This window comes from Myroides sp. (assembly GCF_032073645.1).
Taxonomy (GTDB): Bacteria; Bacteroidota; Bacteroidia; order Flavobacteriales; family Flavobacteriaceae; genus Flavobacterium; species Flavobacterium odoratimimum.
Genome location: NZ_DAMANB010000005.1, coordinates 139,314 through 164,677, shown reverse-complemented (window position 1 = coordinate 164,677; position 25,364 = coordinate 139,314). Strand labels below are relative to the sequence as shown.

The 25,364-nt window shown below is 34.2% G+C and carries 28 protein-coding genes; 7 read left to right on the top strand and 21 right to left on the bottom strand.

What is annotated here, in order from left to right; all coding sequences use genetic code 11:
• Together RT228_RS05790 and RT228_RS05785 are read left to right on the top strand one after the other, a co-directional pair.
• On the top strand, positions 1-1,686 hold the full coding sequence (locus RT228_RS05790) for a RagB/SusD family nutrient uptake outer membrane protein (RefSeq protein WP_006258195.1): 1,686 nt from the start codon (positions 1-3) through the stop codon (positions 1,684-1,686).
• A gap of 1 nt (position 1,687) precedes the next feature.
• Complete coding sequence (locus tag RT228_RS05785) at positions 1,688-2,803, top strand: metallophosphoesterase (protein ID WP_006258196.1); 1,116 nt, start codon at positions 1,688-1,690, stop codon at positions 2,801-2,803.
• Positions 2,804-3,353: 550 nt separating this feature from the next.
• Here RT228_RS05785 and RT228_RS05780 read toward each other — a convergent pair.
• On the bottom strand, positions 3,354-3,917 hold the full coding sequence (locus RT228_RS05780) for a YqiA/YcfP family alpha/beta fold hydrolase (RefSeq protein WP_006263999.1): 564 nt from the start codon (positions 3,915-3,917) through the stop codon (positions 3,354-3,356).
• A 249-nt stretch (positions 3,918-4,166) separates the two neighbouring features.
• Here RT228_RS05780 and RT228_RS05775 point away from each other — a divergent pair, with 249 nt between their 5' ends.
• Together RT228_RS05775 and RT228_RS05770 are read left to right on the top strand one after the other, a co-directional pair.
• Positions 4,167-4,793 (top strand): hypothetical protein, encoded by a 627-nt coding sequence (locus RT228_RS05775; RefSeq protein WP_006258198.1) that lies wholly within the window; start codon positions 4,167-4,169, stop codon positions 4,791-4,793.
• 263 nt (positions 4,794-5,056) lie between these two features.
• Entirely contained in the window at positions 5,057-5,449 is a 393-nt protein-coding gene (locus tag RT228_RS05770; RefSeq protein ID WP_225600663.1) for a hypothetical protein, read from the top strand.
• 134 nt (positions 5,450-5,583) lie between these two features.
• On the opposite strand, the gene RT228_RS05765 is transcribed toward RT228_RS05770, so the two are convergent.
• Positions 5,584-5,877 (bottom strand): thioredoxin family protein, encoded by a 294-nt coding sequence (locus RT228_RS05765; RefSeq protein ID WP_006258200.1) that lies wholly within the window; start codon positions 5,875-5,877, stop codon positions 5,584-5,586.
• A gap of 148 nt (positions 5,878-6,025) precedes the next feature.
• On the opposite strand from RT228_RS05765, the gene RT228_RS05760 reads away from it, so the two are divergent.
• The gene (locus RT228_RS05760) at positions 6,026-6,640 is read left to right on the top strand and encodes a DUF3267 domain-containing protein (RefSeq protein ID WP_006258201.1); all 615 of its coding nucleotides are present in this window, start codon (positions 6,026-6,028) and stop codon (positions 6,638-6,640) included.
• A gap of 204 nt (positions 6,641-6,844) precedes the next feature.
• Here the strand turns inward: RT228_RS05760 and RT228_RS05755 are convergent, their stop codons facing one another.
• From RT228_RS05755 to RT228_RS05720, 8 genes are all read right to left on the bottom strand, one after another.
• Positions 6,845-7,873 carry an NAD(P)-dependent alcohol dehydrogenase gene (locus RT228_RS05755; RefSeq protein WP_006258202.1) on the bottom strand — a complete coding sequence of 343 codons (1,029 nt, stop codon included), beginning with the start codon at positions 7,871-7,873 and terminating at the stop codon, positions 6,845-6,847.
• A 138-nt stretch (positions 7,874-8,011) separates the two neighbouring features.
• Complete coding sequence (locus tag RT228_RS05750) at positions 8,012-8,725, bottom strand: DUF1963 domain-containing protein (RefSeq protein WP_006258203.1); 714 nt, start codon at positions 8,723-8,725, stop codon at positions 8,012-8,014.
• A 4-nt stretch (positions 8,726-8,729) separates the two neighbouring features.
• A complete protein-coding gene (locus tag RT228_RS05745) occupies positions 8,730-9,446 on the bottom strand; it encodes a hypothetical protein (RefSeq protein ID WP_225581950.1) in 717 nt (238 codons plus the stop codon).
• 423 nt (positions 9,447-9,869) lie between these two features.
• A complete protein-coding gene (locus tag RT228_RS05740; RefSeq protein WP_225581951.1) occupies positions 9,870-10,466 on the bottom strand; it encodes a GrpB family protein in 597 nt (198 codons plus the stop codon).
• 113 nt (positions 10,467-10,579) lie between these two features.
• Positions 10,580-11,269 (bottom strand): SMI1/KNR4 family protein, encoded by a 690-nt coding sequence (locus RT228_RS05735; RefSeq protein WP_225581952.1) that lies wholly within the window; start codon positions 11,267-11,269, stop codon positions 10,580-10,582.
• A gap of 11 nt (positions 11,270-11,280) precedes the next feature.
• Entirely contained in the window at positions 11,281-12,420 is a 1,140-nt protein-coding gene (locus RT228_RS05730; RefSeq protein WP_225581953.1) for a hypothetical protein, read from the bottom strand.
• 6 nt (positions 12,421-12,426) lie between these two features.
• The gene (locus RT228_RS05725) at positions 12,427-13,194 is read right to left on the bottom strand and encodes a sulfite exporter TauE/SafE family protein (RefSeq protein WP_225600660.1); all 768 of its coding nucleotides are present in this window, start codon (positions 13,192-13,194) and stop codon (positions 12,427-12,429) included.
• 190 nt (positions 13,195-13,384) lie between these two features.
• Positions 13,385-14,665, bottom strand: a complete 1,281-nt coding sequence (locus RT228_RS05720; protein WP_131540980.1) for a gliding motility-associated C-terminal domain-containing protein — start codon at positions 14,663-14,665, stop codon at positions 13,385-13,387.
• 1,146 nt (positions 14,666-15,811) lie between these two features.
• Here RT228_RS05720 and RT228_RS05715 point away from each other — a divergent pair.
• A complete protein-coding gene (locus RT228_RS05715) occupies positions 15,812-16,441 on the top strand; it encodes a TetR/AcrR family transcriptional regulator (RefSeq protein ID WP_006258211.1) in 630 nt (209 codons plus the stop codon).
• Positions 16,442-16,514: 73 nt separating this feature from the next.
• Here the strand turns inward: RT228_RS05715 and RT228_RS05710 are convergent, their stop codons facing one another.
• The 10 genes from RT228_RS05710 to RT228_RS05665 form a co-directional block, all read right to left on the bottom strand.
• Positions 16,515-17,402, bottom strand: a complete 888-nt coding sequence (locus RT228_RS05710) for a helix-turn-helix domain-containing protein (protein ID WP_016649142.1) — start codon at positions 17,400-17,402, stop codon at positions 16,515-16,517.
• Positions 17,403-17,482: 80 nt separating this feature from the next.
• On the bottom strand, positions 17,483-18,394 hold the full coding sequence (locus tag RT228_RS05705; RefSeq protein WP_016649141.1) for an urea transporter: 912 nt from the start codon (positions 18,392-18,394) through the stop codon (positions 17,483-17,485).
• 41 nt (positions 18,395-18,435) lie between these two features.
• Positions 18,436-19,224 carry an urease accessory protein UreD gene (locus tag RT228_RS05700; protein ID WP_016649140.1) on the bottom strand — a complete coding sequence of 263 codons (789 nt, stop codon included), beginning with the start codon at positions 19,222-19,224 and terminating at the stop codon, positions 18,436-18,438.
• A gap of 1 nt (position 19,225) precedes the next feature.
• Entirely contained in the window at positions 19,226-19,864 is a 639-nt protein-coding gene (ureG, locus tag RT228_RS05695; RefSeq protein WP_016649139.1) for an urease accessory protein UreG, read from the bottom strand.
• 12 nt (positions 19,865-19,876) lie between these two features.
• Positions 19,877-20,569, bottom strand: coding sequence for an urease accessory protein UreF (locus RT228_RS05690; protein ID WP_016649138.1), 693 nt, complete (start codon positions 20,567-20,569; stop codon positions 19,877-19,879).
• Between the two features lie 3 nt (positions 20,570-20,572).
• Positions 20,573-21,070, bottom strand: a complete 498-nt coding sequence (locus RT228_RS05685; RefSeq protein WP_071307571.1) for an urease accessory protein UreE — start codon at positions 21,068-21,070, stop codon at positions 20,573-20,575.
• An 89-nt stretch (positions 21,071-21,159) separates the two neighbouring features.
• Positions 21,160-22,881, bottom strand: a complete 1,722-nt coding sequence (gene ureC / locus RT228_RS05680; protein WP_313138497.1) for an urease subunit alpha — start codon at positions 22,879-22,881, stop codon at positions 21,160-21,162.
• The gene (ureB, locus tag RT228_RS05675) at positions 22,878-23,252 is read right to left on the bottom strand and encodes an urease subunit beta (protein WP_006261509.1); all 375 of its coding nucleotides are present in this window, start codon (positions 23,250-23,252) and stop codon (positions 22,878-22,880) included. Before ureB ends, ureC begins: the two co-directional genes overlap by 4 nt.
• 16 nt (positions 23,253-23,268) lie before the next feature.
• On the bottom strand, positions 23,269-23,571 hold the full coding sequence (ureA, locus tag RT228_RS05670; protein WP_006258220.1) for an urease subunit gamma: 303 nt from the start codon (positions 23,569-23,571) through the stop codon (positions 23,269-23,271).
• 128 nt (positions 23,572-23,699) lie between these two features.
• The gene (locus RT228_RS05665) at positions 23,700-24,074 is read right to left on the bottom strand and encodes a hypothetical protein (RefSeq protein ID WP_313138496.1); all 375 of its coding nucleotides are present in this window, start codon (positions 24,072-24,074) and stop codon (positions 23,700-23,702) included.
• A 158-nt stretch (positions 24,075-24,232) separates the two neighbouring features.
• On the opposite strand from RT228_RS05665, the gene RT228_RS05660 reads away from it, so the two are divergent.
• On the top strand, positions 24,233-24,703 hold the full coding sequence (locus RT228_RS05660) for an OsmC family protein (RefSeq protein WP_286397440.1): 471 nt from the start codon (positions 24,233-24,235) through the stop codon (positions 24,701-24,703).
• Between the two features lie 169 nt (positions 24,704-24,872).
• Here RT228_RS05660 and RT228_RS05655 read toward each other — a convergent pair.
• A partial coding sequence (locus RT228_RS05655) for a Fic family protein (RefSeq protein WP_409519867.1) occupies positions 24,873-25,364 on the bottom strand: 492 nt, incomplete at its 5' end.

Below are 25,364 nucleotides of genomic sequence, written 5' to 3'. Positions count from 1 at the left end.
ATGAAAAAAATACTTTATATACTTAGCTTACTTATCTTTACATGCAGTTGTGCTGATTTAGATTTAAACCCTCCTTCTAGTGCTTCTTCAGAAAATTGGTATTCTGATAAAAATGAATACGAACTTTCTATTAATGATTTTTACAGAGAATACCTTTGGAATCTTGAAACAGGCTGGGCTGGTGAACGATTAACAGATAACTGGTCTCAAAGACAAGTAATGAATGAATATGCTGCTGGTACCATTAATAGTGAATGGGGTACAAGTGCTGCATTGTGGAAGAATACTTATAAAGGAATTGCTAGAGCAAATACTATATTAGAAAACTTAACGCAAAACAGAGGTAATCTATCAGAAGTAGATAGAAAACAGTTTGAAGCTGAAGCACGTGCCTTTAGAGCTATATTCTACGGTAGATTACTGTTTTTCTTTGGCGATGTTCCTTTTTATACTCAAACGCTTACGATAGAGGAGGCTTTCAAAATGGGAAGAACTGATAAAAAAATTATTTTACAAGAAGTGTACAATGATTTTAACTTTGCAATCAATAACCTACCTATTAAGTACAATGGAACACAGAATTCAAGATTGACAAAAGGTGCAGCATTAGCGTTTAAGGCAAAAACAGCATTAAATCTTCACGATTATGAAATAGCACGTAAGGCTGCTGAAGAGTGTATAAAACTAAATAATTATAAGCTACACAGTAATTATGGAGAATATTTCCTTTCTAAAACTAAGAATTCTTCTGAAACTGTGTTTGCTATTCCACGTTCTGCTCAACATAATTCTATATTCTCAGTTAAGAATTTCTATACTAGAAATGCTGGTGGAAGCTCTGTAGCACAACCTTCTTGGGAATTATTTGCTACTTATCTATGCACGGATGGGAAAACAATAGATCAATCTCCTCTTTTTGATCCTCAAAACCCTTTTAAAAACAGAGATCCGAGATTAAAAGAAACTATAGTAGAATTTGGTACTGATCACCTTGGATATATTTATGATCCTAACCCTTACTCTACTAATGTCCTTAACACTACAACAGGTAAGCAAGTAAAAAATAAAGACACAAGATCTGTAGATACCTATGCTTCTTATAATGGATTAACACTAAAAAAAGGAGTTGATACAGACTGGTCTGATGATTCTTATTCTGATGCTGACATTGTTATTATGAGATATGCTGATGTACTACTAATGTATGCAGAGGCAAAAATAGAACTAAACCAATTAGATAGCGAAATGCTTAAAGCGTTTAACCAAGTAAGAGCACGCGCTTATAATGACTCTGGTATTACTGCTCCATTACTTACTATCTCATCACAAACTGAAATGAGAAAATACCTTAGAATAGAAAGAAGAGTAGAATTTGCTTGGGAAAATAGAAGAATTGAAGATATTATGCGTTGGAAACATGCCGAAATCGCCCTAACTAGACCAAATTATGGTATGTTAGACCCTGACAAACTAAAAAAAGAAGTAGTTGATAAAGGACTGTGGTTCTGGTCAGAAACACCAACCATAGATGAAAATGGATTACCTGTATTTGACGGATTACTTAGTAAAGGAAAAATAAAAGTATTAGCCACCAGGGCTTTTGATAAGAATAAGCAATACTTATGGCCTATTCCGTCAAAAGAAATTATTATCAATTCTAACCTTACCCAAAACCCTGGTTATTAAAATGAAGTGTTTGTATAGTTTATATTTCCAAATAGGGGTGCTTTTTTTATTAGCATCCCCTATTTCTTTTGCTCAACAATATGCGACAAAAGTAGAATTAGACCAGCCAAACTCTTGGTCTATGATTTTAATTCCTGATATTCAAAACTATTCTAAATATAGCCAAAATCAACCTATACTAGACCTTATTAATAGATGGATAGAGGCTAATATAGATCAACTAAATATTAAAATGGTACTGTGCACTGGTGACTTAGTAGAACAAGATGATGTAATCCTTCCTGGATTAAATGGAAATCTCTCTTCTAAGCAACAATGGGAGTTTATAGATAAATCCTTTACTATCTTAGATCATAAGATTCCTTATATTCTAGCAACAGGAAATCACGATTACACCATAGACTCTAAAGGAACGAGAACTACCCAATATGACAAGTACTTCCCTATAACTAAGAATTACTTAAATCAAAAACATCTTGTACAACATGGACTTAATGAGCATAACTTACCTACGCTAACGAATGCCATGTATGAGTTTAAAGGAATTAACAATAAAGATTACCTGATTGTCAACCTAGAATACGCTCCACGAAACACAACCCTAAACTGGGCAAATGAAATTCTAAAATTTAAACAATATGAAAATCATCAAATCGTCTTGTTAACACACGCCTATCTCAATCGCAATGATACAAGATTAGAAGGAGATAACAAATGGATAATCTTTGAACCTTACTTTAAGGATAAAAAAGAAAGAAAATCAGACAGAATATTACTCCCTGAATCTAATAATGGAGAACAGATTTGGAATAAAATAGTAAAAGAAACAAAGAATATGCAATTAGTCCTATCTGGACATATTTCGGGAGAAGGATATAGAGTAGATAAAAACAACTTTGGACAAGAAGTACACCAGATGCTCTTTGATATGCAATCAGAAGGTGGCGGCCATCAAGGTAACGGAGGAGACGGCTTTATAAGAATATTAGAATTCTATGACGACAATAGAACTATTAAGGTTAAGACCTTCTCTCCTCTATTTGGTATCTCCCCAAAAACAGCTCATTTAGCTCATAAAAGAGATGAAAGAAATCAATACCTAATTCATTTAGATTAATCAAAACCTTTCAACAACAAAAATCGCCAAGACTATTTCTTGGTGATTTTTTATTTATACCTCATCCTCTTAAAAACACCCTCTTAATGCCCAGTCATAAGTACTTCCTGTCATTTCTATATTACAAGTCCCAATACTATACTGTTCAGATCATCTAATATTAAATTCTGAATACTAGCCAAAGTTACTTTCCCTCTTAAAACTCTCTTCCTAAAATCCTCCCAAAACCTTAAAATTGCGATGATTTAAAGTGAACTTATAATTTACATAAACACTGACTTCTTTGTAATTCTTGGTTTTAATTATTTGTATTTAATTAGTTTGCTCTGAAGTAATTACCTTAAACCATAGCACCCTAATATAGCAAGTACTTATTCCTCTGATTCTTTTTCTATACACATAACTTACATACACATCTAAATCTTCTAAAGGTTAAAATAAATTCATCTTTGATAGTCCAATAAATACTATTAAAAATCAAACCTTTTAATTACATCCAACGAGCGTGCAAAATATCTAAAAAAAGCAACCCTCAGGTTGCTTTGCTATTTTAGTTTACTTCTACTTCTGGTCTTACACTCTTATTGACTATATAACCTATTATATACCCCACATAATTGATAAATCCTTCTAACCTGTGATTATCCTCTACATAAATCACAGTACTATTAGAAGCATTATTCTTTACATTAAAATTACTAAAGTCAATTACCTCATCTTCTTTAGCCATAATCACTAAAGCATCCTCTACATTGTTTATTTTTATTAAACTCTCTTGAAGATTCTCTGTAAACTGTAGATCCGCATTAAGGCGTTTATCATAATCTAGCAATGGACTAGTTAGTACTAATATTGTCTTTAACCCTAGCGCTTTTCGAGCTTCTCTTACTTGGTACGCTAAATTAGCTCCTGTAGAGTCTCCTACTAAAATGATCTGTTCAATCTCTGCTGTCTGTCTTACAGCTGTTTGTAATAACAACTTAAAATCTGTGTTCTCATCCCATTCAAAGACCGCAGCCGGAAAGTCTGGTAAAGACTCCTTTATGTTATAAAATTTACGTGATTCTCTGTTTGATCCATATCCATGGATATATAATAAAAAAAGGTTGTCCATTGTTTGTTATTTAATTAATCGATAATAATCATCTATACTATCGCAGGCTAAATGTACAGTAATCCATTACATATACAAGCTTTTTTTATAAAAAACATTTTAAAACACACGATAAACAACGTTTTCATCAATGCACAAAGAAATATTATTCGCATTATTAACATTTCTTACTTAAATTAATTTGTATCTTGGAGGAAGATTTCTTACCCACTCAACTAACGATAATGTAACCAAAAAAACAAAACCGTTATGAAACAAGCGAATCAACAAGTGCTAAATGCATTATTATCTCCTGAGGAGTACACGCGTATTCTACAAAGTACTAAAGATACCATACCTGAAGATGCCTTATTTAACTTCTTGCTTAAGAACAAAATCTTATATGAAGTCAATGCTAATGCTCCGCATCTAGATAGTGATGCCATTTCTTTTATCAGCCAAAGAATGAATACACTAGGTGAAGATTTCGTAATCAATGAAAAGAAATTAGACAAAAAAGTCTCTAAAGCTGTAAAAAAAGAAAAGATTGACAAAGGAGAAGCTCTTGCTTATATGATTAATCAAATCCGTAAGAAACTACCTAAGAATTATACGGTCTGCAATTTAGAGAGAGGAGATGAAGCTTATTATATAGGAGTAATCAAGAAAAAAGAACTCAAAAAGATAAGTAAGTTGAACCTTGACTTTGGGGTATTCCATAAATTTATAACAACACCTGATCAAGAGCCCTTCTATGTTATAGAATGCTCGTGTGGTACTACTTATATATGGGAAACTCAAGAAGAAGATGTAGATCCTAGCAAAGGCGTTTGCCATAATTGTGGTAAATCATTTGCAGATCAAAATACACATCTTAGCAATGAAATAAAAGAATAAATATATCTAGGTATTGTCTATCTTTACTTTATGATTAATGTTATTTAGAAATAATTAAATTCAGTAGATTATTTATTCCGTTATTATCACTAGGTCTTCTTACTATTAGCTGTAGTAGTGATGATGATATCAAAATCACTCCACCTGTAGAAGAGGAAATTATTGATCTAACGGAGCCTCATACCTATAGTTTTAGCTCTGTATTTATAGAACAGCAAAGTACCTTCATAGATAAAGCAATTACCAATCAAGGGACAACAACCTTGGACCAAGATTGGGAAAAGAAAATAGAAGCTGTCCGACCTGTATCCATGACATTAGATGGAGAGCGTCTACGTGTAATACTAAGCAACGGTAAGGATACAAACTATGTAATCAAACTGATAGATCATACTATTCACTTTATCAGAGGTGATGGCGTTCTTCTACCAGCTGCTACACTTGCAGAGGATAATAAAAGCATTATACTATACTCTTCTTTCTATCAAATAGATGGATTAGACAAGGTTTCATTAATGACACAAAAAGAAGAAATACACGACTATCAAGCAATCGATTTATTATCTTTTACCAAACAATTCGATCATCTAAAAGATATTAAAGGAAAGTATTTACGCATTTCACTTGAGTATAAAATAGTACAAGGAGCTCCATGAGCTCCTTTGTTTATAACATCAAAAAAGCAAGTAGACCATCAGCCTACTTGCTCCTATAATATAAAATGCAATTATAACCTTTATATACTCTGATATACCAAAGTATATACACTAGGCTAACTCTTTATAATCAATTACTTCGTTATCTCTTTTACGATATCTCTTACCTCCATCACTCCAGTGTGTTTCCACAATACCTCTCCTGCTTGATTTACAAGTACCATAGTAGGAATCGCTCGTATGTGAAACTGAGCAGATATCTCCTGATGCTGATCTACATCTATACGTTGCAAATAGGCATGCTCTGTAATCTCTCCTACAGATTCATCTATTATCCTAGTCAACATCTTACAGGGTCCACACCATTCTGCAAAAAACTGTAACAATACCGGTTTATCTGTTTCTTTTAAAATCTCAGCTAACTTCATTTCTTCTTTTTTTAATTCGTTTGACTAAAGCAAAATTAAGGATGATTCTATCAGGAAGTCAGATACGAATGGGAGGTTAAACAGTACAAAGCACATTATATTGTTTTTTTCTCTTAAATTACATACCTAATAACCTAACTAACAGACATTGGAAGAAAATACCACTACTCCTATTCAGCTACCTAAGCCTGAAGGATTCGAAGACTATACCATAGAGAAGAAGACCATTGATCTAGGAAAAGCAAATGGGTATGCACTACTGAGCTTAATCCCTATTGCGATAGTTAATTTTGCTGGATACTATCTCGTTTGGGGAGAAATAATTAGTATTTCTAATCTAAAAGGACTACATCCATTACTAGTCATGGGCTATTGCTTCTTATACATAGTCGTTATGACTCTCGGAATCGTAGTACATGAGCTTATACATGGAGCTACATGGGCTATATTTGCAAAGAAAGGATTTAAGTCTATAAAGCTTGGCTTTCTAAAAGAATATCTCACTCCTTACTGTCATTGTAAAGAGCCACTTAAAGTCAGACCCTATAGTATAGGCGCGATCATGCCAGCTATTATACTTGGCTTTATCCCTTCTATACTCGCTATATGGACAGGTAGCTTAGGAATGCTATTATTCGGCATATTTTTTACTGTATCAGCTATGGGAGACTTTATGATTATTTACCTCATCCATAAAGAAGATAAGGATACATGGGTACAAGATCACCCTTCAGAAGCGGGATACTACTTACTAAAACAATAATTAAACAAAAAGACAGCCTATGAGCTGTCTTTTTAACCCAGAATCAGTGATAGACAGATAAACGAAAAGTAATTATACAAAATAGCTCTGAATTAGTGATACAAGCATACTATAGTATGGTTTTAGAGCTAATGAAAGAGATATGAAGTAGAATTGCTTTGTAGTATTTGGCTAACGCTTATTCTGGGTTTAATATACTATATCTTAAGGTATTAATACGGCTCTACCTTTCAGTTCTCCTCTTCTCATTTTATCATATACCTCTAGAGCCTGATCTAAAGGAAACTTCTCTACTTCGATATGGATATGCCCTTGTCTAGCTAGTTCTATAACTTCCATTAGTTCTACCTCAGACCCCCAATACGGTATAGATACATTTACTCCCAATGGGACTTTTCCGAAGCCAAAAGGATAGTTACCTCCTGACAGTCCTATGATGGTAAGGTCTCCATTTAATCCCACTACTTTCGCTCCTAATTCGATAGTAGAGGTCGCTCCTACAAAGTCAAGTACAGCTATAGCTTTCTTCGCACCTGTTATCTTCACGATTTGCTCTGCAGCATCCTTATCTGTCGAATTAACAGTATAGGTAGCTCCCATTTTCTTAGCGAAATCTAATTTGTCTTGAGTGATATCGCATGCAATAATAGTAGCGCTACTAACGGCCTTTAATATCTGTAAGGCAGTATGCCCTAATCCTCCAATACCGATAACCACTACATAAGAGTCAGGAGACAGTTTATGCAACGATCTCTTAATCGCAGAATATGGTGTCAAAGCCGCATCTGTAATAGGCGCTGCTATAGCAGGATCTAAGTCTCCTATCGGCACTAATAAACGAGAAGAAGGTACTAGCATATACTCTGCCATCCCTCCGTCTAATCCTAACCCTCCTCCTGCAGCCTGACTCGCATGGTTATCACAGTAGTTCTCAGAAGATTGTTTGCATGGCTTACAATGCCCACATCCCCAAGGGCCATAGACTACTACAGCATCTCCTTTTTTAAATCCTGTTACACTTTCACCCATTGCCTCTACATAACCAGCATTCTCATGACCTAAGGTAAAAGGTCCAGGTACGATACCGTCATCTATCACATGCAAATCTGAATGACAGACTCCAGCACCTGCTACTTTAATTAATACTTGCTCTCCTGTAGGTACAGGAATAGGCATATCATCAACGATTTTCACATCGTGTAGTCCTAAAAAACGTACTGCTTTCATTTTCATAATTATGGTTTTAAGTATACTCACTAAGTTACAAAAATGGATTAAAAGAGTCAGTTTATATCCGTTCTCTATACATTACACAAGTAATCTATCAATATGTTTATTAATTCACAGCACAACTACACAATAAGCAATACATTAATAGAAATCATAATAGATGCTCCAACCCTTTGATTGTTTATTATAAGCAAACATAAAACTTCCATTATCTACTACATTCAGATTCACTTTTTCATTAGTCGAGATTTGGAATACAAATTCGTATCCCTCTCCATACTCTTCATCTACTCCGATACCCGACTGACAGTAAGAAGGATACCCTCCTAACTTAGTGTCATAACAATGTGCGTCAAACACATCGTAGTAGCTCTCCATCACCCCCTCATCCTCCATCTCACAGATTCGATCCTCTTGTTCTAAGGTTAATCCTCCTCCGTCCCAGATAGGATAATCTACCTGTTCTAATCGCGGTTTTAAAGGAAATGGATGTAGAATAGAATCTTTATTAGTCAATTCCTTCTGAACAACACCTTCTAAGGAATCATAGGTTCTAATCACCCATTTATTTCCCATCGGTTCTAATTGTTCAGGAAATTCATAAGACATAAATACAGTCAGTAATACAATCCCCTCTAAAGCCTTGGGTACAAAAGGCAGAGTAGGTAAATACAATTGTAACAAAGGAATCATTTCTCTCCCTTGATCATCTAGCGGTATTCCCTCTTCTTCTTTATATGCTGTAACACGAGCAATCCATGATTCTTCAATGGTATCTAGTGGACGAAAGCCTCCTATTTCAAAGGCTGTGATAGTGCGTCCTATCTCTTGTTTTAGTTGTTCTATTGTTTTCATAATCTTAAGAATAAGTATTAAGGCAAATGACGGTGTTCTCTTTCTCATTATAATAAAGTACACAATCGTTACCATCTGTAAAGAACTCACATCCTATCGTCATCCCAATAGGCGTATAATTTTCTGATATAAAAGAAGCTGGAGCTATCTCACTTAGTTCGTTATAACGCAAGGTAGTATCAAAATCCTCGTCTCCCACTTTATACACATAAGGGCTAGGATCTGCCTTGCCAAAGCCATCTATTAATTGTCTATATTTAGCAAATTGTCCTGTTTTCTGAAAAACTAATTTGTTTAAAGAATAGGCATAGAAGAACTCTAGATAGGTCGCTAGATCTAGCTCATCATCAGCTAAGTCAGTCACTAAAGGCATTACCCTCTCAGTATAGTCTCCTAAAGACATCTTCGCTTTAAAATAATAGTCTGCATTTGTCCAGAACTCTTCTTGTAATGCAGAAGATACGGCCTGAGCCACTTTATGTCCTTTATATAGAGTGATATCTCCACTAAATACATATTTACCTTCCTTTAGTGAGAAACAAAAATGATCAAATGAGTTCTGATCAGAATTACTTTCATCATTTGTCCACATTCCATTATGAGAGACAAAGTGTACATTCTTACCAGAAGCTAGTTCTACTGTACACAGTGGATAGAAGATTCCCCTTACTGTATCATCTATAAAGACCTCTTCAAATTTAGGGTATAACACGATTTCCATTGACTTTCTTTTTTCTAAAATAAAACACGAAAATACATTTTTAAATCTGCTTTCACCTTAATGAAAACAGCTATTTTAGAGAAGTATTATCACACTAGCACACCAGTCTAACTAATTCTCAAGGAGGTACTTTCTTCTTAAAAAAACACAATACAGTTAGTGGAGATCAAAGAAACTGTACAGTCATAGTAGGACGAGACAGTGTTTATATACTGTAGGGTACTTCCCTTCCTTTTACTATTTGTTGATATGCTCTTATTTTATTATTCATCGTATTGTATTTAGATTAAGATATATATAAAGTAAAAAGCCGTAGTCTTAAAATAAGGCTACGGCTTTTATGCGAATTAATAATAACTTTCTTTTGTTTTTTAACATTTACTAATATAGTAAATAATTTTAACATTTAAAGAAACATTATTATTACTTTTTATTTAAAAACCATTCTATAGCCTTAACTTCTTCTGTTTTTACAAAACTATCCTTACCTTCATTATAATGATTACCATCTCTCCACTCCATTGTGCTCAATTTTTCTTTTAATTCTTGGTATGCCTGTTTCACAGCAGGATGTGCTCTTAGGTAATTTCTAAAAGCAATATGACGTGTCCAGTTCATATTATCCACTGGGATAGCATGTATATTCGCTACTCTGATATCGTGATTATGTAATGCTTCAGGCACTTGTTCTCCTATTCCTATCTGAGTAGGAAATCCATATACACTAGGCTCTTGATCTAACTTAACGAAAAATCTTCTGTAAGGCATTTCTTCATTGTATAGTTCATAATAGATATACCCTTTTGCAGTCATAAGGCTAGGCAATTTATCTAAATCTTCCTCTGATTTTAACCCTATCATAATATCGATAATAGGCTTAGCAGATAATCCTTCTACAGAAGTACTCCCGATATGCTCTATCTGTACCTCTAGATGACTTAGCACAGGAGTTAATTCTCTTTTTATCAGCTCAAACTCTTCTCTCCACAGGGGATTGTATTTCTCAAAAGCTACTTTCATTATTCTACAATATATTAGGTTCTATTCGTTACAAAGATACTCTTCACTCTTTAAGACACTTTAAACTAAAGTCAAAAAAAGCACCAATAAACAATATTGGTGCTTCAACTATCTTATTCGGAGTATGGAAACGAAACATTCATCTTCTCATAAGGAATGTACTTCGCTAATACTTCTTTATACTCTGTATAGGTCAATAATCCTCTATACTTATCATTGGTATCTTCTAATCTATAATCGATGATAGGACGCTCTATTAACTCCTGTAGAAGAGCCACTTTATCTTCTGATAGATACTGTATATGTGTCTTTAGGGTAGCCCTAAGGTTTTCTATAAACTCTTGATCAGACTGATTGTTATAGGTATCTAGCTGACTCATATCCATGACAATGCGTTTAAAGATAAAGTCTCTTAAATTCTTCGCTTCATAAGTAGCTTCTATATCATCGTGCCATACATATACGATAGGATAATCACCGTCTACTTCTTCATTCATCATGAAGCAATACATATCCCCTGCCCCATTCTTAGCAAACGAAATAAAGTTATACTCTTCCTTTATCTCCATATAATTATCAGGATCTCTTAGCCAGGCTATATCTTCATCAACATCCTTTAAAGGAGTCAATTCGAAGTCATCACTAAATAACAATAAAGGTGGATTATCTTTTAACTTCGGAAATGTCGTTGCATACCACATCGGACTGTACTCTCCTACTTCTAACATATTATCCTGTTCTAACTGCTTATAAAGCTCAGGATAAACGATATTATATTTCTGTTCTAATTCTGTTATAGTCATAGCTATTCTTTTTAAAAGTCTCTATATTTATCAAACCATTGATTAGCTTCTTCTTCCGTTATAGCTAACGTACTAAAAGAAACTAATTGCATGACTGCATCCCAAGTATCCTCTCTCTCTGTAGTTTCGATATTCGGTAGATCATTCACGATCTCTACTAGAACTCTGATTGCTTCCTTGACCTCCTCTTTCGTTTTAGCTTTCTTAATTACCTTTAGAGCCTCTTTATACGCTTTTACAGTCACTTTATTATTCTTCCCTACCCAAGAACCAAATGGGATACTAAACTCTGTAATAAACCACTCAGGCTTCTTTAAATTAGAAACAGAAGCGTATTGAAAGGTTCTTTCCTTCTCTAATACAGTTAATTGTTTCTTGAGTTGTTTTCCTACGGTCTCTTCTATGTTCCAACCAATAAAGTAATTTAGATTAGCCCAACTATTTAGTGCTGGGATACCTTCTAAGGTAGGCGCGTATCTCAACTCTAGTCTCTCTAATCCCTTCAATTGACTTAAGACATCAAGATTACATAAGTGCCCAGATAGTGATATTGCTGTTAGATTAGAAAACTGTACTAGACTACTACAATCAAAAGGTTGCCCATTCACTTTAGTATGAATATTGATCTCCTTGATATGTGCTGTCGTTTTAAGTACTTGTAATCTCAAGGGAGATACAGTATCATTAGCAAACGAAAAAGACAAAGCTTCTAGGTGCTCATAGTTCTCTAAAGTTAGATTACTGACCTTCCCTCTAATAGAGATGTCTTTCACTCCCTTGCCTAATATTAAGCGAATAGGATGATCAATAGTCACTACTAATCTTCTGATAGCTGCCTGACTAAAATCAGCTTCTTTACAATCTAGTGGTACCCAATCTAGCTGTTCCATCTCCCGAATAGCACTCCACTGGATAAATGACGTATCATCTCCGTGGTACTCCATCACACGAGGCCAATTACCTCCTGCTGGAACTTGAAACTCATTAAATACGCTCCAATTAATAGTATCTTCTCTCTCTACTAAAGCATCACATTTAGACATTGTAATTCCCTTAGTGCCTATCGCAAAACGACCTTGTCCTGCTGTTATCTTTACTTTATGACTATTCTCTTTAGTCAGTGATAAGTAAAATGGTTTATCTCTTTCCATAGTTTCTTATTTAAACCACACTTCATATCCAAATCGACAAATAGCGATGAACATGATGAATAAAAAGATATATCTCACCCATACTTGCCCTTTTAGAATAGCCATCTTCGCTCCAAAATATCCTCCTAAACCGTTACAAACAGCCATTGGGATAGCAACCTTCCATATAATAGCACCTTTTAATAAAAATAAGCAGATACTACCGAAGTTGGTTACTAGATTAATCAGCTTTGCATAAGCAGAGGCTTTAAAAAAGTCAAAACCTATTAAAAAGACAAACCCCATAATAAAGAACGTACCTGTAGCTGGACCAATAAAACCATCGTAAAAACCTACTACTACGGAAATGATAACTCCCCAGATATATTTCTGTCTATCTGTAATATTAGTAATCGCTTTTCTAGAGAAGTCCTTTTTGACATAAGTGAATATCCATAGGGCTATTAAGATGATAAATAACAAAGGCTTCATAAAGTCATTATTCACTATCGTCAAAACATAAGAGCCTGCAAAAGCACTTCCAAAAGAGATCAAGGCTAATAGGGCAAAGTACATCCAGTTTATCTTAGTCTGCTTTAAATATTGTCTGACAGCTATAGCCGTTCCTGAAAAAGCGGGAATCTTAAGTGTACCTATCACAGTCGATACAGGGAGTTGGGGTAATAAGGCTAGGCCTAGTGGTGTTTGTATTAGTCCTCCTCCTCCTGCGATGGCATCTATAAACCCAGCACAGAAAGCAACTATTCCTAAATACAAAAAGATATCTAATTCCATTTGTGTTTTATAAGTACACAAATGTAGAAGTATTACTTTATCTTCTAAAGTGTATTTTTCCTTTTTTATCTAAAAACCACTAGTTAATAAAAAAACCACTAACAATAGTTAGTGGTTTTCTTTCATTTTGTATTAAGAGCATCTATGTCAATAATACCTTAATAACTCTATTAATCATTTTCTTTTAACTTTATTCATTCTCTAAATGTAAGTATCCTTGTTTCTTGATAATTCTAGCTCCTCTAGCATCAGAATATTCGTATGTTAAGACGTAGAAGTAAGTACCTGTTGGTAGTTTAGCATTTTTATTCATAGTACCACGCCCTTCTGAATATCCTTTAAATACATTACCATTACTATCATAATTGGTTGTTTCGTACACCTTAGCTCCCCATCTATTAAAGATCTGTACTTTGTTATTAGGGTAACGAGTAATATTATCAATAATAAAATAATCATTCTTACCGTCTCCATTAGGAGAAACAGCGTTATATACGACTACATCACCATCTAACATTACATCAGTATTTACTGTCCCTAAAGTGAAGAATCCATAACCATTTACAGCAGTAGCTGTAGTTACTTCTTTATTTGCGATATCTACTACTCCTCCTTCATCTACCCAAATAAGATTATGTGAATCCCAACGGATAATATGTAAATCTTTTTCTGGATTTAGTAACATCTCTTTCAATGTAGTATTCTCGCTCCAACTCAAGGTTAGCAAGACATCTCCTTCTGTGTTATTTCCTTTATCTACTAACCAAAACTCTTTTGTATTCAATAAATTAATTACTCCAGATTTATTACTATGAGATTCGAAGAACTGTTTATCATCATAAATATATCTACTAACATAAACAGATTTATCACTTTTAGGAGCAGAGATTTTAGCATATCTAAAGTTACCTTTATTTCCTTGAGGGAACATAAACTCATCGTTTCCTATTTTCTCTATCTCACCATCAGCAAAGCTTTTATCACTCACATTAATTGCTTTTGCTCCTTTCTGAAAACTGATCATCCCTTTTGATAATCCTGTTGTTGCATTCAAAGTCGAGTCTACCTTTACAATTCCGTCTTGAAAGTCCATTGTTCCATAGACATCTATATTTGTTTTCAGATCAAAAGCTCCAGCTGTCTGGGGATTGTTTAGAACTACATCATAAAATTCAGTAAATGAGTTACCCGAAATAGTTTGTACACCTGTTTCGTTCTCATATCTACTAAACACGACTTTACCTGTCTTCGCATTTTTACTAATGCTATAGATACCTTCATTGGTAAAATCATTAAAGAAATAAACAGTACCATCATTAGTAAAGTCACCTTTCTTTTCGTTAATAAACTCCGCTACAGTACCCATTTCTGTACCTGGCATAACGGATAATATTCCTTCATTTACAGTTTGTGCAGAAACAATACATGGCACTAGCCCAAGAATTATTAAACTGATATTCTTCTTTTTCATAACTACTCTTTTTATTCATTTTATCCCCAGCTTTAAAAGCAATATTAGCTTTCAATCTCTGGTTTTTTTAACCTTATCCCTACGAGGTCGTTTTACAATAAAACCAAAAATCGCACCAATTAATCTATTTTGTATAAAATTTTGTACCTAATCATTCTTCTATTAGATCTTTTCAGCAATTTCACTAGTCTCAAACACCTATAAAACGAACACACTATTTATTATTTTATCATAATTACTAGCAATACAAAAATAGAACTTAACCAACAATATTTAATACTACACAAACATTTATACACAATAAATAAAAATATTATACAAATACACGATTAAAACTCATAAAATAACAATTATAAAACCTAATTTATAAAACGCCACTAGTCACCATAGGTGACTCCCTATAGTATATAGACTCCTCTTTTATACCTCTAGTGATTAATTGTTAAATTACATTCTTATTTCACAACAAACAATCGCTAATTGTGAATATTTTATTTTTTAGTGCTTTTACCATTTATTCAGCTCCTCTCCCTGTCTATGCAATCATTAAAACTATATTTAAAAAAAATAAGAGCCAAATACCCTAAGATACTTGACTCTCATTATTACTTTTCTTTTTCATTAATATTATACATTATCTAGCAATTATACAGGATGCTAAAAAATTTAATAGATGACTGATTAAAAAACATAGGTTCTAGTTAGATAATACACTAACTAGAAACCTACTACAAACAACGTATCTATAATTCGGCCAGAACTATATTTTATCGTATAACTATAAAGCGCAGTATTACAAGAAATGTGTTATAAACTCTCTTACAAGAGAATAAATCACGACAACAGCACTTAATATCCATTTTATCATAATACTTCTATTTATGGCGTTATACCTATTTTTTACAATTACTTCTTTACAGTCTATAAACAAGAATATTGACTCTAATTCTATTTTCAACAAAGCCTCTAACCAAATCAATACTTCTTATTAAAAGAAATATTCTTAACAGAAAACATTAAGTATCCTTCATTAATACTAAGATTTCAATACCTAGAGAGTCTCTTATGAAGAGCAAATATATAACAAATCACTTAATGGTGACTTAATAATTAGTACTTTTGATAAAATATTTTTTTTACTTCATTATGTCAGAGAAAAAGGAAAAACCAAGAGAGAGAAATAAAGAAAAAAGTAAAGAAACATTACTTCAAGCAGTAGGAATAATCTTAAAGGAAAAAGGCTATTCTGCTCTTAAAGTAAATGATATCGCTGCAACGGCAGGCTTAGACAAAAAACTTATCTATAATTACTTTGGAGGTGTAGATCAATTACTTGATGAGTATATCAACTCCCAATATTTTTGGAACAATATAGATCCTGATTTATTGTTAGACGAAGCCACTAAAGATGGCGGAAAAGAAATGGGTAAAGCATTATTAGCTGAACAATACGACTTTGTTCAACAAAACAAGGAGTTTCAAAAACTAATGCTTTGGCAATTATCCGAAGACAGAGATTCTTTAAAAAGAATTATAACTAAACAAGAAGATATAGGAGAAGTTCTATTCAAGAATGTATCTGATCATCACTTTGGTGATAAAGCAGATAATTATCGCGCTTTAATGGCTATTCTTGTATCTGGGGCTTATTACCTCAACTTATACGCTGAACACAATGGAAGGTATTTCTGTGGTATAGACCTCCACAGTGATGAAGGAAGACAAAAGATAAAAGAAGCAATGAACTCTATTATAGACAAGGCTTACGAAAAGTAAAAAACAAGAAAGAGAATAGTATAACTTATATCTATTCTCTTTCTTGTTTTAAACATTGTCAATACTAGACAAGTTATAATATAAACTTATGTTTGCGATAATCACTAGGTGAATATCCTGTCACCTTTTTAAATAACCTTGTAAAATAAGAAGGTGAATTATACTTTAATTCAAAAGCAATACCTGCGATATCTCTTGTTTTATCTTGTAAGAGTATTTGACTATGTAAGATACTGATTTCATTAATCCATTGTTTAGGCGGTTTATTAGTAGCTTCTTTGACACATTTATTCAGATAATTCTCTGAGATGTGAAGAAGGTTAGCATAAAACAGAACATTCTTATGATCAATATGAAATTTCTGTACCAACTCTCTAAAGCGAAAAGCAATATCTAGTTGTCTACTCATCGGAGTCTTCTTTTCCATATCTGCACGAATTACCTTCATTAATATAGCCTCTAATAAGGTAACACAAATCTCTACATCTCTATTTTCACTTAAAGATTCTTCTTCTAGCAAATTCAGTATTCTACTTACCCATCTCGCATTCATCTCATTAAGTTTCACATGAGGATTCATGGCAAAAAACTTTAAATCAGTTGCTCCTAATGATATATCTGTAACTACATCATTCTCATATACAACAAAATACCCCTTGATATCCTCTGATATAGAAAGAGTAGCAGTTATATTTCCATTCTTGACATTGATAATCTCATGTTTAGACAAAGTATAAGCTCCACTATCTAAATACTGTGTCATCTCCCCCATAGTCAACATAATCATAAAATTAAATGTGGTACGATAAGGGATAACAGGCATTAAAATGCCCCTTAAATAGTCTTCTAAACGATAAACTTGAATCTTGCTATCATTCTCTAAGTAACTATTATCCAAATGAGGCAAAAACAACTTCTTATACTGATAGTTGTTCAATATTTCAATAGACGGCTTCGACATATTTCAACCAAATAATTAAGGCAAATTTTATAAAATAAATAAATCATTATCAATAGTCTATAGCTAATATTTTGCCAATATTACTTAGATATTCTATCAATAAGATTAGTAATTCCTAGTTCTTCTAATTTCTTCACTATCCATTTGTCTAACTGCTTGATAGGATACATCACCCACATCGCAAATACAAAAGGGAATGTCAAAGTAGTCCATCCATACTTAATCATAAAAATATCGAAATAGGTAGAGATAATTACACTGATTAACACATACATTCCTGCACGTACTTTATCCTCTCCCATAGCAATACCGCATAATACCGCATTAAAACTAAATACTCCTTCACTAATTAAAGCATTAGAGGCATGACTACTATGCGAAATATACACACTGACAATCACTGCTACAAAACCATATAATGCCTGTATAGGTCGGCTGATAAACACTCCCAAAAAGAATACAACTCCTGCTACAAAGCTCCCTTGAAATAATACTTGTCCAAAAGCATGGCCTTGAATTAAAAAGTCATCTAACTCTTCTATATCTACAAAGTGCTCAGGTACAGAACGAATAGCTAAATCAGGGATACTTAGAATAAACAGTGAAATCCAAGTAAAAAGAATAAAAGGAAATGTATAAGCTGGTAATTCCTTTTTTATTGCCCATCCCATTATAATGGTTGATAAAACAGATGAAATAATCATCATCGCATATACCCAAATACTAGGTTCAAAATAGAATATTAAAGCTACCCCTATTAGACATGCATTAAACCCATATAGTCCATTCTCTATGTCCTGCCTATCAAATCTCAACAACTTCGCTGTTATAATAGCGACAATATTACTCAGAGATGCCGCTAAAGCCATATCTGTAGAGTCGTAATATATCGCTGCTAAGAACAGTATTCCTGTTATTGCATTGGCTTGTAACATAATCTGTCCAAAACCTCTAAAAAAGGCCTTAAAACAATGAACTATAAGTTCTTTCATGGTTTTATTTTTGAGTTTTTAATTAAAATCTACTTAGGCTGTTATAAAAACAACTCATCCCATAGCTTCTGTTGAATTGTTTGAAATATATTGAATAGCTTTTCTGCTCCTTGTCCTAAAACTCGAATCATAAATCCATCTCCCTCTAATAAACTGATACCAAATTCTATTCCCTCTTTCTCTCTATACTGTCCATAGAAGTACTCTATGTATTCTAGTACAGACACATTGGCGGTATTATAGTAAATCAGAGTTCCCTGATGAGTATACCCCTCTAGAATACCTATCTCTTTAATAGGCATTAAGTCAGGTTGTAACAGTACATTATCCTTTACTTTAAGCTTACCTTCTACATAAATCTCAGTCAAATTCTGAAAATGATTATACTCAAACTCTTCTCCTGATAATTTCCTTCCACAAGTAATAATATCAGAAAGTAAAAAATGACAATCTTCCTTCATTTCTACTTTATTACGACTGATAAAAGTTGATGAACTCTGGGGTACTACCGGATGAGGAATATAGGCAAAGGCACTTCCCTTTTTCATATCTATTACAGTGGTTTGCATCGACTTATTCTTCATGTGAAAAAGACGTTGATACGCTTGTGTCTGTAATTGAAGTTTAGTGTACTTAGCAAGGTGAATAGAGATGCGATGATCATCGTTATCTAAGAGTCCTGGAGAAGAACTCATAATCATCAGATAAGCTGCCTTATCTCTCTTATATTGCCCTACTGGTACAATTCGAAAAGGTTGAGTAACGTAAGCGTCTTTTAAATAAGAAGCTCCCTCACGTTGCTCAACTTTTATATCTAATGATGAAATCATATTATCTCAATAAATTTGGTTCTTCAATATCCTCTAACAAGGCATATTTTTTAATCCAACCTACTATTTCTTCTAGTCCATCTCCTGTTTTTAAATTAGAAAATAAAAATGGAGCTCCTTTTCTCACTCGTCTTGCATCTGTCTCCATCACATTAAGATCGGCTCCTACGTAAGGGGCTAAGTCTTTCTTATTGATTAACAACAGGTCAGAACGTGTAATGGCTGGTCCTCCTTTACTTGGCATCTTTTCTCCCTCTGCTACATCTAATACGAAAATAGTAATGTCGGCTAAGTCAGGGCTAAAGGTAGATGATAGGTTATCTCCTCCACTCTCAATAAAGATCAACTCTAAATCAGGAAAACGACTAGCTAACTCATCTACAGCTTCCAGATTCATACTCGCATCTTCGCGTATTGCAGTATGAGGACATCCTCCTGTCTCTACACCTATAATTCTATCTTTTGGCAATAGACTATTCTTAGCCATAAACTCTGCATCTACACGAGTGTAAATATCATTTGTAATTACAGCTAGATCATATTCATTTAATAATCGACGACTCAATCGTTCCAGTAGAGCTGTTTTACCTGATCCTACAGGCCCTCCTACTCCTATTTTAATATATTTTCTATTTTCCATATTGTTATTTGCTTATGATAAATAAAGTCTTGAATAAAGGCGTTCGTGTTGCATACATCTGATATCAAAACCAATATTACACAGACCGATAAGGTTTCTATCCATTACTAACGACTCTTCACTTAGTTTCAATAAATCATCGTGTAAGTAATACAGGATATCTTGTCCATCTAGTTGTCCTAGTGGTACTAGCTTTACCGCATTAGTGACCATACCTATAGCTGCATTGTAGTAATATGCATGCATAGCTTCTACTAAAGGGATTTGCATTACTGCTGCAAAGACTCCATACATAATACAATAGTGATTATAGGTTTCTTTTGCCTTAATCAATTGTTCCCATTGTTGTACTACAGTATGCTCTCCACTGTATCTATTAAATATCTTATATAAACGCAATCCTAACTTCTGACTACCTTGTCTTATTTCCATTGGCCCCTTTAGTGCATTACATTCTTGATCCAATGCGATTAATTCTTTGACATCTCCTAACACAGTAGCATCATAGGCCAGCTTCATCAGTGCTGCATCATTATACTTAATATTATACCATAGATTATGTCTTATATACTGATCTGCTGATATCTTATCACATACCATCCCATTTTGTACATAGGTCTCTAACCCATTAGAATGCGTATATCCCCCTATGGGTAATGCTGGATCTGCTAAATGCAATAACCTTCCTAAAAATGACTCTTGCATATTCTATAATTTTAATGATAAACTACCTTTAGGCAGTGTAAACGTAAACTTCTTATGTTGTTCAAAATCAACATTTGCATTTAGTGGACATCTCAACTTCTTTTCTATAACCTCTGTTGTATATCCATTTTTATCAAACCACTCTTGCATAGAACGCTCATAAGGCATGTATAAACTATTATCTTCAGCAAAGAGTGGGATATGTTTATTTCCTATTTCATAAGCCACTAAACCTAATGTTATCATATCAGATGAAGTAAAAGCAATAGCCTCACAAGGCAAAATAGATACCATGATTACTTTTTGCTGATCTTCATATAGGATATCTCCATCTTTTAAACTCTGCCCTTTACCTAAAAAACGAATAGCAATAGATAGTCCATCAGCTGTCACTAGACGCTGGATACGCTTGTCTACTTGATACCATTCGATGTATAAATAATCGATATGCTTCTCTATCTCTTCTGACTTACAATTTCTTATCGCTTGAGTTACTAGCATTCTTACGTTTACTTAAAAATGAGAATACAGGGCTAAAAAGCCCTTGTATTCTCTTGTTGTTGGTTTATTTGTTTGTTGTTTCTATAGTTTTAAAACAAGAAATATCGCTGTCCTAGTGCTACCTCATCTATTGGTTTACAAGTGATTTTCTTACCATCTATACTTACCTCATAGTTCTCTGGATTCACAATAATCTCTGGTGTAGCATGATTGTGAATCATATCTGCTTTAGAGATATTACGACAGTTAGTCACTGGAAGTAACGTTCTAGCTACCCCATATTCTTCTTGAATACCTTTTTCTAGAGATATCTTAGAGACGAAGTTAAAACAAGTGTTAGTTACTGCTTTTCCTAGTCCCCCATACATCGTTCTCAAGATAATAGGTTGAGGCGTTGGAATAGACGCATTCGCATCCCCCATCTTAGACGCAGCTATCATTCCTCCTTTAATAATCATCTCTGGTTTTGCCCCAAATAAAGCTGGTTTCCATATTACTAAATCAGCTATCTTACCTGGCTCTATAGAACCGATATAGTTAGATACCCCATGAGCAATAGCAGGGTTGATTGTATACTTCGCTACATATCTTTTTGCACGGAAGTTATCATTACCTGTTCCCTCATCCTCTGCTAGGCTACCGATTTGTTTCTTCATCTTATCTGCTGTCTGCCATGTTCTAGTGACTACTTCACCTACACGTCCCATAGCTTGAGAATCAGAACTCATAATACTAAATACTCCTTGATCTTGCAAGATATCTTCAGCCGCAATAGTCTCAGGACGAATACGCGAATCTGCAAAAGCCACATCTTCTGGAATATCTTTACTCAAGTGGTGACACACCATCAGCATATCTAAGTGCTCATCGATTGTATTCTTTGTAAATGGTCTCGTTGGGTTAGTTGACGCTGGCAATACATTAGGATACATAGCCGATTTAATAATATCAGGTGCGTGTCCTCCTCCAGCTCCTTCTGTGTGAAATGTATGGATTACACGTCCATTAATTGCTTGCATTGTGTCTTCTAAGAATCCTCCTTCATTTAACGTATCTGTATGTATCGCTACCTGCACATCATATTGATCTGCTACAGATAACGCTCTATCGATAGTAGCTGGAGTAGCTCCCCAATCCTCGTGTATCTTTACTCCTAAAGCACCTGCTTCGATCTGTTCAATAATAGGCTGTTCTGTCCCTACATTTCCCTTTCCGAAGAACCCGAAGTTCATTGGTAAGTGATCCACAGCTTGCATCATGCGCTTCATATACCATTTACCAGGAGTCACAGTTGTCGCATTTGTCCCATCTGCAGGTCCAGTACCTCCACCTATCATGGTTGTCACTCCACTGTATAGGGCTGTCTCTATCTGTGTAGGGCTGATGTAGTGAATATGAGTATCTATTCCTCCTGCTGTAACGATATACCCTGCTCCTCCATGTACTTCTGTAGAAGCGCCGATAATCATATTAAGGCTTACATCATCCATCGTATCAGGATTACCTGCTCTACCTACACCTACTATCTTACCATCTTTAATACCAATATCTCCCTTTACGATACCCCAGTGATCAATAATAATTGCTCCTGTAATTACCATATCTAGCACCCCTTCATGACTAAGGTGATTAGATGATTGCATCATTCCATCGCGTACAGTTTTACCTCCACCGAACTTGCTCTCATCACCATAACTTGCAAAGTCTTTCTCTACCTCAATGATGATTTCTGTATCTCCTAGACGCACTCTATCTCCTACTGTAGGACCAAAGATCGCACTGTAGTTTGCTCTACCAACTTTTAAACTCATAATGATTTGTTTTTAAAGTACTGTTTCTCTACTTTTTTCATCGCTATAGCTTTAGCTTCTTCAGAGATTGTTTCTCCATTGGCTAAATCGTTATGTCCATATATCTTTCGTGCACCTGCATAAGGTACTAAGTCTACCTCTTTTTCTTCTCCTGGCTCAAAACGAACAGCTGTACTGGCAATAATATTTAATCGTTTACCAAATGCCGCAGCACGGTCGAACTCCATCATTTTATTTACTTCAAAAAAATGATAGTGAGACCCCACTTGGATAGGTCTATCTCCTTTATTAACCACTGTAATGGTAGTAATCTCTCTACCTTCATTACAGATAATATCTTCCTCTTTAATAAAATATTCTCCTGGAACCATTTGTTGACGTATTAAATTATCTAATAGGGTTGTGTACTGTCACTAGCTTTGTTCCATCAGGGAAAGTAGCTTCTATCTGTACATCGTGAATCATCTCGGCAATTCCGTCCATTACATCTTCACGTGTTAATAGTGTAGCTCCATACTGCATTAACTCTGCTACTGTTTTTCCATCTCGTGCCGCCTCTAGAAGCTCACTACTGATATAGGCTATAGATTCAGGATAATTTAGTTTTACCCCTCTAGCCTTGCGTTTTTTGGCTAATTCACCAGCCAAGTGCAAAAGCAACTTTTCCGTTTCTCTCGGTAATAAATGCATATATATTTTTAATTAAAATTGAAAAAATAGAATAACACTCCAACATAGATTTAACTACATTGGCTACATATTGATTGATTAACTAAGTAGCAAAGATTTGACCACAATTACCCTGTAGCCATTATTTTTTAAACTATCCCATGAGGAATCTTAAGTGTCTGGTATAATAAGTACTTTGCTCTATGCTGTTGCAGATAAGCTGATACATTGTCCTCACTTAAAACGGATGTAGTAAAACGCTCATTAAAAACGTATGTATGCAGAAAGTGTAGTACATCACCTAAATCTATTTTATCACTAGAAAAGTCATTAGTATCTAACGAGTTTAAATACTCCACTTCTATTTGACAAAAAACTTTAGATGCATCTTTCTTGCTAACTTGATCAGATAACAAAACCTTACCTGATACGGCATAATTCTTCCCTGTCTCTACACGTTGGCTTGCAAATCCAAAATGAAAGAGAAAAAAACACAAAACGATAATTCGAGATAATGCTTTCATAACAGCGTTAAATACCTTGTTCTTAATTATGCCACAAAGATAAAATCTATATACTCCATCTAATAGCACAAATCTTGACTATACTACCATAAAATAGGCAATTGAGAACATAAATCGTTAAACTTGTCCTTATCTTTATGAACACAAAACACACAACAATGAAAACACATAACTATCAAGCTACCATAGAGTGGACAGGTAACAAAGGAACTGGAACTGATAACTACAAGAACTATGAAAGAGATCATACTATTACAATTGATTATAAACCTGCTATATTAGGTTCATCTGACCCTGCTTTTAGAGGAGATAAGACCAAACACAACCCTGAAGATATGCTTATTTCTTCTCTATCTTCTTGCCATATGTTGTGGTACTTACACTTCTGCTCTGTAAATAATATTATTGTAGTAACATATACAGATCATGTGACTGGTGTAATGATAGAAGAAGTAGATGGCAAAGGTAGATTTATTGAAGTAACACTCCATCCTACGATAGTTGTAACTAATAAAGATATGGTCGAAAAAGCAAAAGAACTACATCATAAAGCCAATGAATATTGCTTCATTGCTAACTCAGTAAACTTCCCTGTAAAACACACCCCTACTATCCTTGTACAACAATAGACATCTAAGAAGTTGTCGACGGCATTGTTTTAATCCAAAATAATAATACTGAAACCCTAAAGAAGTAATCATTCTTGCTAAATACACCACAATACTAATACATGTTTCTAAAGAAAATCAAATATCCTATAATCACTACTAAAGAAGAAAATCAACTCATAGCATTCTACTACGGTTTCTTTTTAAGTAAACTCTTTGCTGTTGCTTTCCCTTTTTCAGTTAAATAGTACTTCTGGTTACGGCTCGTAGGTTTATCAGGTATTGTCAAAGCAATATATTCTCTTTCAAGTGCTGCTTGCAAGTAATTTCTTCTAAAATTATCTCTATTTAGTAGCCCTAATTTCTCTTGTAATTCTTCTCTACTGTGTATATCAATAAAAGCTTTTAAAAGCTCTATAACTTGTGGACTATCTTGCATGGTATCATGAATGCTATCTTGCATGGTATCATGAATGCTATCTTGCATATTATCTTGCATGGTGTCTTGCATGGTGTCTTGCATGGTGTCTTGCACGTTATCTTGCACGTTATCCTGCATGGTGTCTTGCACGTTATCTTGCATGGTATCATGAATGCTATCTTGCACGTTGTCTTTCACGTTATTTTGCATGGTGTCTTGCATGTTATCTTGCATGTTATCTTGCATGGTGTCTTGCACGTT

Coding starts and splice junctions, on each gene's coding strand:
- RT228_RS05790 (WP_006258195.1), top strand. CDS start 1: ATGAAAAAAATACTTTATATACTTAGCTTACTTATCTTTACATGCAGT.
- RT228_RS05785 (WP_006258196.1), top strand. CDS start 1,688: ATGAAGTGTTTGTATAGTTTATATTTCCAAATAGGGGTGCTTTTTTTA.
- RT228_RS05780 (WP_006263999.1), bottom strand. CDS start 3,917: ATGGACAACCTTTTTTTATTATATATCCATGGATATGGATCAAACAGA.
- RT228_RS05775 (WP_006258198.1), top strand. CDS start 4,167: ATGAAACAAGCGAATCAACAAGTGCTAAATGCATTATTATCTCCTGAG.
- RT228_RS05765 (WP_006258200.1), bottom strand. CDS start 5,877: ATGAAGTTAGCTGAGATTTTAAAAGAAACAGATAAACCGGTATTGTTA.
- RT228_RS05755 (WP_006258202.1), bottom strand. CDS start 7,873: ATGAAAATGAAAGCAGTACGTTTTTTAGGACTACACGATGTGAAAATC.
- RT228_RS05750 (WP_006258203.1), bottom strand. CDS start 8,725: ATGAAAACAATAGAACAACTAAAACAAGAGATAGGACGCACTATCACA.
- RT228_RS05745 (WP_225581950.1), bottom strand. CDS start 9,446: ATGGAAATCGTGTTATACCCTAAATTTGAAGAGGTCTTTATAGATGAT.
- RT228_RS05740 (WP_225581951.1), bottom strand. CDS start 10,466: ATGAAAGTAGCTTTTGAGAAATACAATCCCCTGTGGAGAGAAGAGTTT.
- RT228_RS05735 (WP_225581952.1), bottom strand. CDS start 11,269: ATGACTATAACAGAATTAGAACAGAAATATAATATCGTTTATCCTGAG.
- RT228_RS05730 (WP_225581953.1), bottom strand. CDS start 12,420: ATGGAAAGAGATAAACCATTTTACTTATCACTGACTAAAGAGAATAGT.
- RT228_RS05725 (WP_225600660.1), bottom strand. CDS start 13,194: ATGGAATTAGATATCTTTTTGTATTTAGGAATAGTTGCTTTCTGTGCT.
- RT228_RS05720 (WP_131540980.1), bottom strand. CDS start 14,665: ATGAAAAAGAAGAATATCAGTTTAATAATTCTTGGGCTAGTGCCATGT.
- RT228_RS05715 (WP_006258211.1), top strand. CDS start 15,812: ATGTCAGAGAAAAAGGAAAAACCAAGAGAGAGAAATAAAGAAAAAAGT.
- RT228_RS05710 (WP_016649142.1), bottom strand. CDS start 17,402: ATGTCGAAGCCGTCTATTGAAATATTGAACAACTATCAGTATAAGAAG.
- RT228_RS05705 (WP_016649141.1), bottom strand. CDS start 18,394: ATGAAAGAACTTATAGTTCATTGTTTTAAGGCCTTTTTTAGAGGTTTT.
- RT228_RS05700 (WP_016649140.1), bottom strand. CDS start 19,224: ATGATTTCATCATTAGATATAAAAGTTGAGCAACGTGAGGGAGCTTCT.
- ureG (WP_016649139.1), bottom strand. CDS start 19,864: ATGGAAAATAGAAAATATATTAAAATAGGAGTAGGAGGGCCTGTAGGA.
- RT228_RS05690 (WP_016649138.1), bottom strand. CDS start 20,569: ATGCAAGAGTCATTTTTAGGAAGGTTATTGCATTTAGCAGATCCAGCA.
- RT228_RS05685 (WP_071307571.1), bottom strand. CDS start 21,070: ATGCTAGTAACTCAAGCGATAAGAAATTGTAAGTCAGAAGAGATAGAG.
- ureC (WP_313138497.1), bottom strand. CDS start 22,881: ATGAGTTTAAAAGTTGGTAGAGCAAACTACAGTGCGATCTTTGGTCCT.
- ureB (WP_006261509.1), bottom strand. CDS start 23,252: ATGGTTCCAGGAGAATATTTTATTAAAGAGGAAGATATTATCTGTAAT.
- ureA (WP_006258220.1), bottom strand. CDS start 23,571: ATGCATTTATTACCGAGAGAAACGGAAAAGTTGCTTTTGCACTTGGCT.
- RT228_RS05665 (WP_313138496.1), bottom strand. CDS start 24,074: ATGAAAGCATTATCTCGAATTATCGTTTTGTGTTTTTTTCTCTTTCAT.
- RT228_RS05660 (WP_286397440.1), top strand. CDS start 24,233: ATGAAAACACATAACTATCAAGCTACCATAGAGTGGACAGGTAACAAA.